The following is a 14,944-nucleotide window of genomic DNA, read 5'->3' on the forward strand; positions in this document are numbered from 1 at the left end:
GTATTCAACATTGAATACTTTATGTTGAGGAGAATACAATGACTAGACTAATGGTATTAGGACTATTAAGAACAAAAGCAATGTCAGGATATGAAATTCAGCAATTATTACAAATTAGCGAAACAGATCGTTGGGCAGGAATTCTACCCGGTTCTATTTATCATGCTTTAAAAAAAATGGAGAAGGAACAATTAGTTGAAATTGAAAAAGTAGAACAGACAGGGAACCGATCAAAAGCAATTTATAAGATTACTGATATCGGAGAAGAAGAATTTCAAAAACTATTACGAGAGTCATTAGAAACACCATCGGTTATGTTACCAACTTCTCTTTATACTGGATTAAGTTTTATAGATAATCTTGAAAAGGATAAAGTATTGCTAGCCCTTCAATCACAAAAAGAACTACTTGAGAAGGAACTTTGTAGCCACAAGGAAGGGATGGAAGTTAAAAGAAAATATATGACGATTGATGGAATTACTGAATTAACCTTCGAGAATATTTTTAAGCAGTATGAAATTCAAATTGACTTCATTCAATCGTTAATTCACTTGTATTCACAAAAATAAACGGGTTTTTGCCCGTTTTTTTTGTTTTAGAGCTTTTAATTCCTAGCTAAAAAAGGATTTTTCCACTCCATTAATAGACCATAATTTAATGATTCTTCATCTTCGAGGTAATCTTTTATTGGTTTGATAGGAGTCCTTCCACAACGTAGTAAGAATGTGATAACGGGATCTTTTAGTTCTCCGGTAAGTAACTTTTCTACATACTCTTCTGCTGTTAGGTCTTTTGCATGTTTATGGAAACCTGGCATTCTCCCTCCACCAAGCAGTCGTTCTAATTTTAAGTGCACAACGGTTTCGTACATGGACTGCATAAGCCATTTGCCTAGTCCAAGTTTACGATAACTTGGACTAACACTGATGTCTACTATGTAAAGGGAGTTACCGTTTGGGTCATGGTTTCGAATATAACCATCATCTGTGACTTCAGACCAACTATGATCTGAACTTACACTAAAATAGTTCATGAGTAAGCCTGTCATGGATCCACATATTTTACCTTCTACTTCTACACATAATGCTCCTTCAGGAAATAATCTCACATGATTATCAAGTTGTTCTTGATTCCACAGTAGATCTTCAGGAAAGGGTGGAGGAAAAGCTTCACGTTGAATTCTGATTAACTCATGGAAGTCAGCTTTTGTATAGTTTCTAATGATTGCTTTTAAAGGTTTTCCTTCGTTAAAAACAAATATTTCTTTTTTGTACATGGAACTCCTCCCAGACTTATTTTTCTTTAATTGTAGAATGTTTCAAATTCTCGGTCAAACGTGTGGTCCTCCTTACTAGGCATTTTCCTGCGATACTCTAGAAGTAGTGCCCTCTCAGTCCAAAGGATGAGAAAAATACCATCCAATGATTGTTTTTTATTTTTGCCATTTTTTCTAAAATAAGGTTACAAGGAAACGAAAGGAAGATGAAACATGGTATCAATGATTATAAGTTTCTTGTACCAAGATAAATATATAAATATTAAAAGTAAACAAAGAAATGAACTTTACGAAATTCAAAGCTCATTTATAACTAGAGTATTACACTAATCATGCCCCCCAGAAATATTTTATATAGACAATGGTTCCTAACTTTATTTAGGAACCATTTTTGTTTTACTGGGGGCTAATGTAAGTAATTATAAAGGATTTATACTGGAGGATTTTGTATAATAGGAGTAGTAGTATTATATTCACTATGTTGTTATTGAATATGAAGGGGGATTACACAAATGGATTTTAATTTGAGTGGAAAAACAGCTTTAGTAGTAGCTTCTAGTCAAGGGTTAGGAAGGGCTATTGCAGAGGAACTTCTTAAAGAAGGAGCTAACGTAGTGATCTCCAGTAGAGATGAGAATAAGTTAGCGAGGGTAAAAGAAGAGCTTGAGAAATTGGGTACTGGAAAAGTGCATTATATAAAAGCTGATATATCCAAACTGGATGAAATTGAGAACTTAGTAAAAGGCACAGTAGAAACATTTGGAGACCTTCATATTCTTGTTAATAATGCAGGAGGTCCACCAGCTGGAACGATTGAGTCTATTACGGACGAAGAGTGGCAAAGTGCCTTTGAACTTAATTTATTATCATATATAAGGTTAATAAAAAACTCCCTTCCATTCTTAAAGAAACAAGGTGGGAAAATTATTAACATTGCTTCCTCTTCTATAAAGGAGCCCATACCGGGATTAATTTTATCTAACACTTTTAGAACAGGAATTATTGGCCTATCTAAAACGATTGCCGGGGAGCTAGCTAATGACGGAATATTAGTTAATACGGTTGCTCCTGGAAGAATCGCAACAGATAGGGTTAAACATCTTGATGAAATAAATGCAGGAAAACTAGGAATTAGTCGTGAGGAGATGGAGGAAAAGGTGAAAGGTACGATTCCTCTGAAGCGTTACGGGACACCGGAGGAATTTGCTAAGGTAGTTACTTTCCTTGCATCAGATGCAAATACCTATATGACAGGCAGTGCGTTTTTGGTTGATGGTGGAATGGTAAAATCAATCTAAATTTTAGTACTTCATACAATATTTCAAACGATTCAATGATGTTATCTTTACTGAAGTAAAAACCAAATATAAGAGGTGTGGACTAGTGTTAACAGTTGAAAATACAGTGATTGGTTTTGTAGGTACTGGTGTAATGGGGAAAAGCATGGTTAGAAATTTATTAAAGGCAGGCTATTCTGTTATCGTTTACAACCGTACAAAGGAAAAAGCAGCAGACTTATTGGATGAGGGAGCTAAGTGGGCCGATTCACCAAAGGAATTAGCAGGTAAGGCAAATGTTATTATAACGATTGTTGGATATCCTTCTGATGTAGAAGAAGTCTATTTAGGGGAAAATGGGTTAATCCCAAATGGGAAAGAAAATACATACTTAATTGACACGACAACATCAACGCCTAGTCTGGCTGTCAAAATTTTTAATAAAGCAAAGGAACACAATATGAAAGCCCTTGATGCTCCTGTATCTGGAGGAGATATTGGTGCTCGTGATGGGAAACTTTCTATCATGGTAGGGGGAGATGAGGAAGATTTTATAGAAGTGAAACCTATCTTCCATGTACTTGGAGCTAATATTGTTTTTCAAGGAAAAGCAGGGTCTGGGCAGCATACAAAAATGTGCAATCAAATTACGATTGCATCTAATATGATTGGTGTTTGTGAAGCCGTCATTTATGCTGAAAAAGCAGGGTTAGACCCTAAAAAAGTATTGATGAGTATATCTTCAGGAGCGGCAGGAAGTTGGTCACTATCTAATCTTGCACCTAGAATGATAGATGGAGACTTTAATCCAGGTTTTTATATTAAGCACTTTATCAAGGATATGAATATAGCATTACAAGAAGCTGTTAATATGGGAATGGACACCCCAGGATTATTATTAGCTAAAAAAATGTATGCCGAGTTAGCTGAACAAGGTGAGGAAAATAGCGGTACTCAAGCATTATATAAGTATTGGAAGTGATCTTGAGAATCCCTCACTATGAGGGATTCTTTTTTACGCTACTTTAATAGCTTTACCAAAAGGAACTCTTGGCAAGAAATCATCTGGAACTAGCCAAAACATTTCATAGTCTACATTGTTCATGTCTTCTGCAAAATAACCAGTTACATCTGTGATATAAAATAAAGTATCTATTTTTTCCTCTGCTGCCCACTCAAGCACCAATGTATATGAAGCCTTCCCATGTGTATAATATTTAATTGTATCACTTTTTACTGGTTCAACACTTCTTATTTTAAAGTCTGCTTGAACCAGGAGCGCATCAGGTTTTACTTGTTCAAATAATTTCACTATGTTATTAATCAAAATGGTCGGGACCTCATTCGTAGAAGTGTCTACAGCTAAAGCAACTTTTTTTCCTTGACGCTGTTGTAGCATGGATAAAATGGTTTTATGCCATCGCACGTTTGACCAACTCCTTATGTTTGAATGAGCAAGCCATATTATTTTGGGTTTTATAGGTACAGTTTATGATTGGGTAATATCGGTAAATCACAACATTAATAGAAACCATATTTAATTAGATATACGAAGATTAAAAAGTGGATAAACAGCAATAGACTGCCATGTATAGAGTGTTTTCTGGAACTCCAAACTAATAACGTGATATAAGTCAAAGTCACAAAGGAGGAATATACATGGCTAAGCGCACAAAGAAAAACGACCCTCAGCAAAAGAACAAAAAAGGGTTTGATTCCGCTGTACTAAACGAAGAGTTTGCACACGAAACAGGTAGTGCTGCTACAAATAAAATTCATAAAGATAAAGCAAAAAAGGAAAAAGCTCCAAAGAACAACGGAGAGTATAAAGGCCAATAAAAAGGGAAAGCTGATCGCTTTCCCTTCAAAAACATGTTTTATCGATTATTATTTAAGTATCTCTCCATCCGATTTAAACCCTCTTCTAAAGTTTCCATTGAATAAGCAAATGAAAGTCTGAAATAACCTTCACCTAATTCCGAAAAAGCACTCCCAGGTACAACTGCTAATCCAACCTCTTTCACTAATGCGAGAGCAAAATCAAATGATGAAAGCTGTATGTGACTAGGTATCTTTACGAAGAAATAAAAAGCTCCATCAGGTTTAACCACTTCAAAATTCAGCTTTACTAACCGATTATAAACATATTCTCTTCTCTGTACATATTCACTTTTCATAACTAATGCATCATCAATCCCAACTGTTAAAGCTTGTAAAGCAGCCATTTGTGAGATAGATGTTGCACAGGATACGTTGTATTGATGAACTTTTAATATATGGTTACATACATATTCAGGTGCAAAAATGATACCTATTCGCCAACCCGTCATGGAATGAGATTTAGACAATCCATTAATGACAATCGTTTTTTCCCTAAGAATGGTTCCTATTGAAAAGTGTTCTTGGTCATAAACGAGCTCGCTATAAATTTCATCAGCTAGTATAAATATATTTTTATTAGAAAGTAATTTTGCAATCTCAGTTAATTCCTCTTTCGTTAAACTAGCTCCTGTAGGATTAGATGGGTATGGAAGTACAATACAACGTGTTTTTTCCGTTATGTATTTCTCAATGACAGAGGCAGTCATCCGGAATTGATTTTCTCTAGTATCTGCATATACCGGTGTCGCACCACATAATTTAATGATGGGTTCGTAGCCTGGATACACAGGACCAGGTAAGATCACCTCTGTACCAACATCTAGAATTGTCCTGAAGGTAATATCAATGGCTTCACTGGCACCAGTGGTGATTATGATTTCATTCTCGGGGTTATATGTAAGTTGATATTTTTTCCCAACAAAAGCAGCAGCAGCCTTACGCAACTCAAGGACTCCAGCATTATGTGTATACGAAGTGAAGTTCTCATCAATGGCCCTTTTTCCAGCTTCTTTTACATGTGCTGGTGTAGGAAAGTCAGGTTGGCCAATGGTTAAAGAAATCATATCTTTTGTATCAGCTACCATATTGAAAAACTTTCGAATACCAGATATTTCAATGTTCTTTACCTTTTTGTTAATTAAATGTTCCAAAGTATTCATCCTCCTATGGCATACCTTATTTTATCATGTTTGAAAAAAAACGAAAGATGCTGAATTGTATAATTAAATCTAAAAAGTCTATTATGTATAATTTATCTTCTGTAAGATTTTTTACAAATAATTTTATATAATCATTTTGTACGTTATAATTAGAGTTAAAATGTGTCATTTTATCATAACATTGTACAGTAGTTGATTAATTATTTAGGAGGTTATTAGGTGGAAAATCAATTTGAAAGTGAAAAAGGGTTATTCGAAGAACCAAAAGAATACGCTAGTTTTTGGCAGCGCTTTGTTGCTTACTTAATCGATGGTGTTGTGTTAGGGATTCCATTAGCTATTTTAACTATTATCATTATTACTATTTTCTTTGGATCTACTGGAGCAACAGACATCTTAATGAGTAGTGCCTATGGGGGAGAGTTAACAGATGAAGAAGCATTAACCTTTTTGGGGACATATCTTAGTGCTGTTTTTGTCTCCATTCTTATTAACTTTGTTATAGCTGTTGCGTATTATGCTGGCTTACATGCTTCTAAATGGCAAGGTACAGTTGGAAAGAAGTTACTTGGAATTAAAGTGACAGACTTACATGGAAATCGAATTTCATTCTGGCGTGGGCTGGGTCGTTATGCTGCAATGGGCTTTTTGTCCGGCATTTTTATGATTGGTTTTATTATGGCAGCCTTTACAGAGAAAAAACAAGCTCTACATGACATGATTGCTGGTACATTAGTAGTTAAAAAATAATAGTATTAGGTAAAAAAAAGACTGCACCGTTTAAATCTGAACGGAGCAGTCTTTTTCTAAAATTGAACCATTTGAAATATAACAGCTTTGAGTGTTTGATTTACAAAATCCTTTTAATCTAGTGGCTTCTTCACTAATTTCTTCAATACTTTTAAAGTCCTTCCATTTGTTCGTAATGACAGCTATAGATAAAGAACAAAGAGGAGTTTGTTCTACTATACCCTTTCTGTTTTTAACCGTCACATAGCCATTTTTTAAGTCTTCTTGATCGTAATAATGAAGAACAATTTGTTTGAACTCCTCAAGAATAGCCTGACAAATGCTTTCATACTCGTAGTGAGGAAGGATAGCGATGTAATCATCTCCACCAATATGACCAACAAAGGCTTTTTCTCTTTGCTTTAACAAAACATACTTATTTAGGAGATTACCAGTTTCTCTTATTAAGTCATCTCCTTTAGAAAAACCATAAATATCATTATATGCTTTAAAATTATCCAAATCAGCATACATTATAGTGTAGTTCCTCTGACTGCCAAGGGTTTCATTAAGCTGTTCTTTAATTAGAGTATTACCTGGTAGCCCTGTTAATGGATTCGTATTATGTGCAATAAATACTTGGTCCTCTGCTATTTTTATTAAAAGGTTCTTAATGTTTACAACTCCATAGTATTCTTGATTCTTCACAACAATAATAGAATCATAAATGTCGTCTTGTTCTCTTGCCATTGCAAGTGAACTGACTTCTGTTACCTTCATATAATAATCGACTATAAGCGGTGTCTTTTCCATTAAGAGTTCGACATTTCTTCCCATATAAATGTCGAATCCATACTTTGAAGATAACTTGTGATAGTATTTAGTCTTCATTACTAAGCCTACCGGCTGGCTCTGATTGGTGACAACTAGTCCTTCTAACGACAGGTCTCTTTCAAATAGGTCATATATTTCGGAACTTTTTTGATGTGCTTCTACGCATGGGACACTTTCAGCTATATCTCCAATAAAGGTGATCACACCTAACACCCCTTAAAAACTAGTATTAGCTTTAATGTATTGATTGATACTATTTTACTATGAATCTAACTATTCTAAATGTTAAATATATGTAAATTTGCAATAGTTTGACTAATGGTAGAGGATTAATATAACTGTTGTTGAATATTTTACAGTAAAGAAAATTTTAAGGAGATGAAAAAATGGAGGTTGAAACAAAGACATCTCAAAAAAATAAAGAGCTGAATTCATGGGGATTATACTTCTCTTTACCCATTCTTTCGTGGGCTTTTTATGATTTTGCAAATACGATTTTTTCTTCTAATATTAACACCATCTTTTTTCCGTTCTACCTACAGGAAGTAATTGGAGAAAATGAAGTATTAAATCAAATTGCTAGTACATTTGTTTCCTATTCAAATGCCATTGCCAGTTTCTTTTTAGTTATTTTTTCTCCTTTATTTGGAGTAATGATTGACCGAACAGGTAAGAAAAAGAAGTATATTGTAATATTCACTTTTATAACCGTTTTAGCTACAGCCTTGATGGGGGTCTTTGGTCAAGGAAATTTATTTTCGGGAACTATATTTGGCCTCCCTATTTATTTAGCAGCTGTCATTCTCTGTTTTATTATTGCAAAGTTTTTCTTTCATTCTAGTTTAGTATTTTATGATGCTATGATTTCCGATCTAGGTACAAAAAAACAAATCCCACTCATTTCAGGTTTTGGTGTAGCAGTCGGTTATGTTGGTACGTTAGTGGGTCTAACCGTTTATCCTTTTGTTGGGGATTCAGGCTTTCATAACGCATTCATCCCTACAGCCGTATTGTTCTTTGTGTTTTCATTGCCCTTATTTTTCTTTGTGAAAGATAGGCCACATCCTGAGCCTAAAAAAGGTTCTTTTTTATCAGGGTATAAGGAAATCATACAAACATTTAAAGAAATGAGAACTTATAAAGCCGTTTTTACTTTTATGATTGCGTATTTTTTCTTGAATGATGCGATTGCCACAACAATAGCTATGATGGCCGTGTATGCAAAGGCGATTATTGGCTTTTCAACAGGACAATTTATTTTGCTTTATCTTGTTTCAACGGTTTCAAGTATTATTGGCTCATTCATTTTTGGCTATGTGACAAAAGCAAAAGGGGCCAATAAAGCAGTGAAATATGTAGGGATATTATTACTAGTGGCTCTCGTGATTGCGACTCTAGCTGTTAATGAACCGATGTTTTGGATTGCAGGAAGTATGTTTGGAGTAGCACTAGGTTCTATGTGGGTAACGACACGAACGTATATCGTGGAATTGACACCAGAAGACAAGAGAGGACAGTTCTTTGGATTATTTGCCTTTTCCGGGAAAGTTTCTTCCATCTTAGGCCCAGCTATTTATGGAACCATTACACTTGTATTTGCAGACTATGGTAATATAGCAAGTCGTCTAGCACTTGGATCGTTAATTATTCTCACTTTAATTGGTCTACTTATTCATAGAACCATTAAAGAGGATCATAATGTAAAGCAAGCGTAAATTAGCTTGCTTTTATTTTATCGTATTAATAGGTAAAAATTCCTATCTGTAATTTTTCACGAAATCTTAAAAATGCTCTAAGCAAATCTTACTATTAAGTGTTATAGTATTGTATATACTATTTATTTTTGATAAAAGGAAGGTAGAAGGGGAATGGATAATCATAAAGGGATTCTATTAGAAAGTGGTACCAATGAACTAGAAATTGTTGAGTTTGGTATTGGTAGAAATAAATTTGGAATAAACGTTATTAAGGTAAAAGAAATTATTAATCCTGTTCCTGTTATTCAGGTTCCACATGCCCATCAAAATGTTGAGGGGATTATTGAACTCAGAGGTGAGGTTCTACCAGTTGTAAATGTAGCAACTGCTTTAGGTTTTCCTCCTTCAGAAAATCCTCAACAAGATAAATTTATTGTAGCAGAGTTTAACAAACAAAAAGTTGTTTTTCATGTACATACGGTTACACAAATTCATCGTATTTCTTGGAATCAAATTGAAAAACCGTCTGATATGTACCAAGGTTCTGAAAGTCAAATCATTGGAGTAATTAAACTGCATGGTGAAATGATTCTATTACTAGACTTTGAAAAGATTGTAGTAGAAATTAATCCAGAATCAGGTATTAATGTTCAACAAGTAAAGAAATTAGGTAAACGTGAGCGTTCTAATAAAAGATTAGTCGTAGCGGAAGATTCACCTTTACTAAGAAAATTACTTCATGACACGTTAACAGAAGCAGGCTTTCAATATATAGAATTCTTTGAGAACGGGAAAGATGCATTAACATATTTAGAAAACCTATCTGTCAGTGGTAAAAATGTAGCTGATGAAGTTCAGTTAATCATTACTGATATTGAGATGCCACAAATGGACGGGCATCATTTAACGAAAAGAATTAAAGAAAACAAAGAGCTTTCAAAATTACCTGTTATTATTTTCTCTTCGTTAATTACAGATGATTTACGTCATAAAGGACAAATGGTTGGGGCTGATGCTCAAGTAAGTAAACCAGAAATAGCTGAACTTGTTCTATTAATTGACGAGCATGCCTTATAAAAATCAACCTCAGGACATAGTTAAAATGGCTACTGAATTCATAATACTGCAAAATAAATTAACAAAAAAAAGCTGATTTTTTAAAATCAGCTTTTTTTTGTGCCATCTTACCCTTAGTGTGGCTTAATAATAACTCTCACCCAGTTTTTTAAATACTGGTTTTTCATATACTCGTTTTTGAGTTTTAACAGCCATTTCTTTTTCCTTCAAACCAGTAAAAGACATTAATAACTTTTTTGACTGATTTAATGAAATACTTGCTTTAGGGTTTCTAACCCTATTATCTAACTTTCCTAAATGAGGTAATGATGAAAAGTCATTTTTTGATGGAGGTAGGTGGAATGAATATTCACCGCACACTACTAATACATCAGACTGTTGTTGACTATATTTAGGATTTTCTGAGAAATGTAGGCCGACTTTTTTAGCTTTTCCTTCTTTTATAAGCCTTTGTAAAGCATCATGCTTTAATTTATATAAAAATTTTGGGTTTGGAGCAGTTTTGGCATGACGGTTCACAATGAAGATTGCTTGTGAGAGGTTCTCAATCGTTGGATTTAATGGAGGAGTATGATTCCTTTCCCGATTCAAAAGTATTAGCTCCTTTCGAGTATTAGTACTTGCCTCGATATTAAAATATGTTCCATTATGTATTATAACCTTATTTAACAATAAAAGAAAAGATAGTTATAAATAATCATGAGTCCTCTCCTTAAAATCAGTACGAAAAAGTGGAAAGGAAGGATTCTCCCAGTCCACTCATCCTTCGAGACCTTTTGCTTTTAAACTGGTTGTTGCATGTTTTTTTAAGATGAATAATAGGACCATTAATCCTAGACAAATGGTGATGACACCAGCAAATATCATAACAAGTGAAACACCAATTGCTTTAGCAATTAAAGCACCTATCGCTGGGGCGATTAACATAGAGAAAGTTTGAATGGCCATTGCAGCAGATGAAACTCTCCCCATCATTTCTTTTGGGGTTTCCGACTGAAGTACATATCCATAAGGAATAGATTCTCCTGATGCTAGTAATCCTAAGCAGAAAGCACCGATGATCCAAATAAACTTAGGAAATATCATAATTCCCAGACTACCTACCCCTATTGAAATAATTAATAAGCCGCTAATAACGGAAGAGCTAGACATGAAGTGTATGGGTTTATTCTTCCAATTAGTCCATTGTCCTAATAATAATGCACCAACGACACTACCTAAACCTACTGAACTAACAAGTAGACCATAACTAGTTTCGTTAAAACCTAGTTTTTGTCCAACAAATATTAGAAGGCCATCGTAAAGGAAGATAATAAATAGCGCAATGGATGAAATGATGATGGATAAGTATAATAATTTTGTTTGTTTTATATGGTTTAATCCCTCTAATAGCTCTTTCCAAAATTCTCTCTTTTTACTATTGTTTTGCGAAGTTCTTCCCCATTCTTCATCTATTTTTGGCATCATTAGTAAAAATATAATGGCAATGGTAAAACCGATTATCTCAAAGACCAAGGGGCTCTTAATTCCAAAAAGCGCAATCATGCCGCCACCGAGGGCTGGACCAATAATTTTCATCGTGTTAACAGAAAGTTGACTTAAAGTTACCGCCTCGGGAAGCAGTTTCTCTGGGACGGTTAAACGGATGGCACTCTGCCTAGCGGGATCAAATAGGGAAGAGACCGTTCCTTTAAGAAAAACAAATAATAGTAGAACATAGAGATTGGGTGAGTAATATAAACCGACAACAAAGATAATTTTAAAGAGGAGACTTAATATCATAATAGTCTTCTTCGGTAAACGATCAACAAATACACTAGCAAATGGACCAATTAATACCCAAGGTAACCCTATAACGATAATAACGGAGGCTATTGCTGAAGCATCGAGTCCCCAATGGTATACAACAATAATCTGTAAAGTTAAAAAATCAAGCCAATTGCCTAGGTCTGAAAACACCTGTGCTCCAAAAAGTGAACGATAGGAACGAGTCTTTAACGGTTTAAAAATACCAGGCTTCATGATTTCAACTCCTACTCTTGAAGAGTCTTTCTTCTTCGTGTAATCATTTTTTCTGCGTTTCCTCTAGTATCCTGGGCTTTTGGTAGATCTCCCGATTGAATCATTTCTATTGTACGATCAATCCATAATAACTCTGTTTCTAAGCGCATTTTAGCATACTGAATGGCTAGCATACCGACTTGGTCAATATAGGAGACCCCATTTTTAGGCCATTCAGTCACAAACCTCAATAAATGCTCAGATTGTTTCTTTCGTTCTAAAAGATGGTTAACAAGTATTTTTAAATCCATATCACGATGCCAAGAGCCCATTTTCATGAATAATTCATCTTTAATAATGGGGTACGAGGGAGTTTCACCTAGCCACTGTTCTAACTCAAGCCAGCCCTTTTTGGTTAGTTCATACAGTTTTTTCTTCCTACCTTCATCCTCTTCTTCCAGTGCAAAAATATAGCCAGTTTCTTCTAACTTTTTAAGTTTAGGGTAAATACTTCCATAGCTAGCGCCCCAAAATAAACCTGATGCTTCATGTTCAAACTCTGACTTAATATCATATCCAGAACTAGGACCAAAGCTTAATACAGCTAATATTGAATGTTCAATACTCAAGTAGTAGCCCCCTTCAATAATGTATCAATCTGATATATCAATATGATATATAAAAAAGTGAAGGAATTCAATGGTTTATGGAAAAATAATAAAAAATAGGCAATTAATGAGGATCTAATGCGAATACAAAAAAAGAGAAGGATTTCTCCTTCCCTTAACGATGAATAATCACTCTTGTTCCGTTTGGTACGATGGATGAGAGTTCCAATACATCTTTGTTATACATTCTTATACAACCTTTTGAAACGGATTTACCAATGGATGATGGATTATTGGTGCCATGTATGCCATAGCCAGCTTTTGAAAGGGTAAGCCACATAGCACCATAGGGGCCGCCTGGATTTGGGGCGCGATTGACGATGACATATTCTCCAACTGGAGTGGCCGTTAGCATTTTCCCTGTTGCAATGGGATACTTTTTAATCATGGTGTTATTTCTATAAAGAGTTAAAAGTTTACTATCAACTGAAACATCAATTCTATAAGGGATAGAATTAGGATCAGGCAAGCCAGGGATAAGAATTAATTGGTTAGGAACAATGATATTTGGATTGATGATGTTAGGGTTTGCCTTCAGAATCTCTTGTAATGTTCGACGGTAGTTAACAGCAATTGTAGCCAAAGTTTCCCCAGGCTTTACTTTGTGATACAACATTAAAAATCAACTCCTTTTCAAGGGAAACAGAGCAAAAATAGGTTTTTGTTTAATGTATAAATATTCTAGCTTCATAACATTTGTGTAATATTTAGAGGATATTTACTAAGAGGGAAATTTTACTCAGTACTAAAAATTATATAAAATAAAGAAATAATTTATTGATTAAGGAGAACTTTCAATGGATCTCACCAAAAAATGGGCAATTATTGATATAGGTTCAAACACCATTAGACTCGTTATTTATAAAGAGAATAATTCTGGTATTTTAAAAGAAACGAATAATATAAAATCTCCGGCAAGGCTAAGACGTTATTTGAACGAGGATAATGTGTTAATGGAAAAGGGGATAAAAAAACTGATTGAAATCTTAACTGGATTTAAGGAAATATTAGCTTATCATGAAGTTGAGAATGTACAGTGTGTTGCTACAGCAACTATTAGACAAGCCGTCAATAAGGAACGCATATTAAAGAATGTAAAAGAACAAACAGGCTTAACAATAGAGATTTTTACAGAAGAAGAAGAAGCCTATTACGGCTTTTATGCGGTAACCCAAACAACACCGATTGCAGAAGGTGTAACGATTGATATCGGTGGTGGAAGTACAGAAATTACTTATTATAAAGACAGGAAGCTAAAGCACTTTCATAGTTTTCCTTTTGGTGTTGTCTCTCTGAAGGAGCAGTACATAAAAGGGGATACCGTAACAGAGGAAGAGAGAGAGACATTAAGTCAGTTTATCATCCATTCTTTACAAAGCTTACCTTGGTTAAAAGATCTCCATGTGCCTATTGTAGCAATTGGAGGCAGCGCTAGAAATATAGCTCAAATGGATCAACATTTAAAGAAATACCCACTAGCTGGAATCCACCAATATACCATGAATATCAATGACTTATATGGAATACGTTCTTATATGGAATCTTTAAATTTCTCCGAATTAGAGAGGTTAGAAGGACTATCAAAGGATCGGGCAGATATCATTTTTCCTGCACTGGAAGTTTTTATACATCTATGTGAATATGTTCAATCAAAGGCGTTTATGTTTAGTCGCAAAGGATTGAGAGACGGAGTTTTCTTAAAGAAGTTCGGTGAAAAGCTTATTTTAACAAATACAGAAGAGATTATCAGTAGAAGTATCAATCAATTACGGCAGGACTATGACATAGATGAAGAACATTCTAATCATGTAGCTTTTTTAGCTGGCCGGCTTTATAAAGAAGTGATTGCACTATGTAACAGAAATGAAAGTTTAGAGCACTTAAAGATTATTGATAGGAGTGCAAGAGTCTATTTTATTGGTGAATACATGGACGCTGATATAAGCAGTCAACATACATTCTATCTACTAGCTAATCAGTCGATAGATGGTTTAGATCATAAAGAACGTCTTAAACTGGCAATGGTCTCTTCATTTAAAAATAAGACTCTGTTAAGACAGTATATCGAACCTTTTTTAGACTGGTTTACTAAAGAGGAATTAGAAGAGATACGAATAGGTGGAGCGCTGACAAAACTTGCATCCTCCCTTGATGCATCTAAGAGAGGAATTGTAAAGGATGTTAAATTATCATTTGAAGAAAATGGAGATGTTACGCTTACTGTTCTATGTACAGGGAACTTCTTTGTAGAGAGATATCAGGTCGAAAAACAAATACGTCATCTTGAAAAAGCAATAAAACAAAGCATCTTAATCAAATTTATACTCAGTCCATAAATTTACAA

Annotated in this window: 16 protein-coding genes; 8 read left to right on the plus strand and 8 right to left on the minus strand. The window is 34.5% G+C overall.

Features of this window, described 5'->3' with window-relative positions; genetic code table 11:
- The first annotated feature begins 38 nt into the window (after nt 1-38).
- Entirely contained in the window at nt 39-569 is a 531-nt protein-coding gene (locus tag SM124_RS02320; protein WP_322444874.1) for a PadR family transcriptional regulator, read from the plus strand.
- Nucleotides 570-604: 35 nt separating this feature from the next.
- Here SM124_RS02320 and SM124_RS02325 read toward each other — a convergent pair whose 3' ends face one another.
- Nucleotides 605-1,276 carry a GNAT family N-acetyltransferase gene (locus tag SM124_RS02325; RefSeq protein WP_322444875.1) on the minus strand — a complete coding sequence of 224 codons (672 nt, stop codon included), beginning with the start codon at nt 1,274-1,276 and terminating at the stop codon, nt 605-607.
- Nucleotides 1,277-1,788: 512 nt separating this feature from the next.
- On the opposite strand from SM124_RS02325, the gene SM124_RS02330 reads away from it, so the two are divergent.
- Nucleotides 1,789-2,574, plus strand: coding sequence for an SDR family oxidoreductase (locus SM124_RS02330; protein ID WP_322444876.1), 786 nt, complete (start codon nt 1,789-1,791; stop codon nt 2,572-2,574).
- 85 nt (nt 2,575-2,659) lie between these two features.
- Entirely contained in the window at nt 2,660-3,535 is an 876-nt protein-coding gene (locus SM124_RS02335) for an NAD(P)-dependent oxidoreductase (RefSeq protein ID WP_322444877.1), read from the plus strand.
- Nucleotides 3,536-3,568: 33 nt separating this feature from the next.
- On the opposite strand, the gene SM124_RS02340 is transcribed toward SM124_RS02335, so the two are convergent.
- Nucleotides 3,569-3,979, minus strand: a complete 411-nt coding sequence (locus SM124_RS02340) for a vWA domain-containing protein (RefSeq protein WP_322444878.1) — start codon at nt 3,977-3,979, stop codon at nt 3,569-3,571.
- Nucleotides 3,980-4,212: 233 nt separating this feature from the next.
- Between SM124_RS02340 and SM124_RS02345 the strand changes: the two genes are divergently transcribed.
- Nucleotides 4,213-4,392 carry a hypothetical protein gene (locus tag SM124_RS02345; protein ID WP_322444879.1) on the plus strand — a complete coding sequence of 60 codons (180 nt, stop codon included), beginning with the start codon at nt 4,213-4,215 and terminating at the stop codon, nt 4,390-4,392.
- A gap of 38 nt (nt 4,393-4,430) precedes the next feature.
- On the opposite strand, the gene SM124_RS02350 is transcribed toward SM124_RS02345, so the two are convergent.
- A complete protein-coding gene (locus SM124_RS02350; RefSeq protein ID WP_322444880.1) occupies nt 4,431-5,585 on the minus strand; it encodes an aminotransferase A in 1,155 nt (384 codons plus the stop codon).
- A 228-nt stretch (nt 5,586-5,813) separates the two neighbouring features.
- Between SM124_RS02350 and SM124_RS02355 the strand changes: the two genes are divergently transcribed.
- Nucleotides 5,814-6,344 (plus strand): RDD family protein, encoded by a 531-nt coding sequence (locus SM124_RS02355; RefSeq protein ID WP_322444881.1) that lies wholly within the window; start codon nt 5,814-5,816, stop codon nt 6,342-6,344.
- Nucleotides 6,345-6,374: 30 nt separating this feature from the next.
- On the opposite strand, the gene SM124_RS02360 is transcribed toward SM124_RS02355, so the two are convergent.
- Entirely contained in the window at nt 6,375-7,361 is a 987-nt protein-coding gene (locus SM124_RS02360; protein ID WP_322444882.1) for a GGDEF domain-containing protein, read from the minus strand.
- A gap of 182 nt (nt 7,362-7,543) precedes the next feature.
- Between SM124_RS02360 and SM124_RS02365 the strand changes: the two genes are divergently transcribed.
- Entirely contained in the window at nt 7,544-8,872 is a 1,329-nt protein-coding gene (locus SM124_RS02365) for an MFS transporter (RefSeq protein WP_322444883.1), read from the plus strand.
- A gap of 153 nt (nt 8,873-9,025) precedes the next feature.
- On the plus strand, nt 9,026-9,931 hold the full coding sequence (locus SM124_RS02370) for a chemotaxis protein (protein WP_322444884.1): 906 nt from the start codon (nt 9,026-9,028) through the stop codon (nt 9,929-9,931).
- Nucleotides 9,932-10,054: 123 nt separating this feature from the next.
- Here the strand turns inward: SM124_RS02370 and SM124_RS02375 are convergent, their stop codons facing one another.
- The 4 genes from SM124_RS02375 to SM124_RS02390 form a co-directional block, all read right to left on the minus strand.
- A complete protein-coding gene (locus SM124_RS02375; protein ID WP_322444885.1) occupies nt 10,055-10,522 on the minus strand; it encodes a YkyB family protein in 468 nt (155 codons plus the stop codon).
- 168 nt (nt 10,523-10,690) lie between these two features.
- Nucleotides 10,691-11,953, minus strand: a complete 1,263-nt coding sequence (locus SM124_RS02380) for an MFS transporter (RefSeq protein WP_322444886.1) — start codon at nt 11,951-11,953, stop codon at nt 10,691-10,693.
- Between the two features lie 11 nt (nt 11,954-11,964).
- Nucleotides 11,965-12,561, minus strand: a complete 597-nt coding sequence (locus SM124_RS02385) for a PadR family transcriptional regulator (RefSeq protein WP_322444887.1) — start codon at nt 12,559-12,561, stop codon at nt 11,965-11,967.
- Nucleotides 12,562-12,715: 154 nt separating this feature from the next.
- Nucleotides 12,716-13,213 carry a L,D-transpeptidase family protein gene (locus SM124_RS02390; RefSeq protein WP_407691369.1) on the minus strand — a complete coding sequence of 166 codons (498 nt, stop codon included), beginning with the start codon at nt 13,211-13,213 and terminating at the stop codon, nt 12,716-12,718.
- Nucleotides 13,214-13,397: 184 nt separating this feature from the next.
- Here SM124_RS02390 and SM124_RS02395 point away from each other — a divergent pair, with 184 nt between their 5' ends.
- A complete protein-coding gene (locus tag SM124_RS02395) occupies nt 13,398-14,936 on the plus strand; it encodes a Ppx/GppA phosphatase family protein (RefSeq protein WP_322444889.1) in 1,539 nt (512 codons plus the stop codon).
- The last annotated feature ends 8 nt before the right edge of the window (nt 14,937-14,944 follow it).

Origin of the sequence: Robertmurraya mangrovi, from assembly GCF_034427655.1 — a bacterium.
Lineage (GTDB): Bacteria > Bacillota > Bacilli > Bacillales > Cytobacillaceae > Robertmurraya_A > Robertmurraya_A mangrovi.

Coding starts and splice junctions, on each gene's coding strand:
- SM124_RS02330 (WP_322444876.1), top strand. CDS start 1,789: ATGGATTTTAATTTGAGTGGAAAAACAGCTTTAGTAGTAGCTTCTAGT.
- SM124_RS02370 (WP_322444884.1), top strand. CDS start 9,026: ATGGATAATCATAAAGGGATTCTATTAGAAAGTGGTACCAATGAACTA.
- SM124_RS02395 (WP_322444889.1), top strand. CDS start 13,398: ATGGATCTCACCAAAAAATGGGCAATTATTGATATAGGTTCAAACACC.
- SM124_RS02380 (WP_322444886.1), bottom strand. CDS start 11,953: ATGAAGCCTGGTATTTTTAAACCGTTAAAGACTCGTTCCTATCGTTCA.
- SM124_RS02365 (WP_322444883.1), top strand. CDS start 7,544: ATGGAGGTTGAAACAAAGACATCTCAAAAAAATAAAGAGCTGAATTCA.
- SM124_RS02345 (WP_322444879.1), top strand. CDS start 4,213: ATGGCTAAGCGCACAAAGAAAAACGACCCTCAGCAAAAGAACAAAAAA.
- SM124_RS02325 (WP_322444875.1), bottom strand. CDS start 1,276: ATGTACAAAAAAGAAATATTTGTTTTTAACGAAGGAAAACCTTTAAAA.
- SM124_RS02320 (WP_322444874.1), top strand. CDS start 39: ATGACTAGACTAATGGTATTAGGACTATTAAGAACAAAAGCAATGTCA.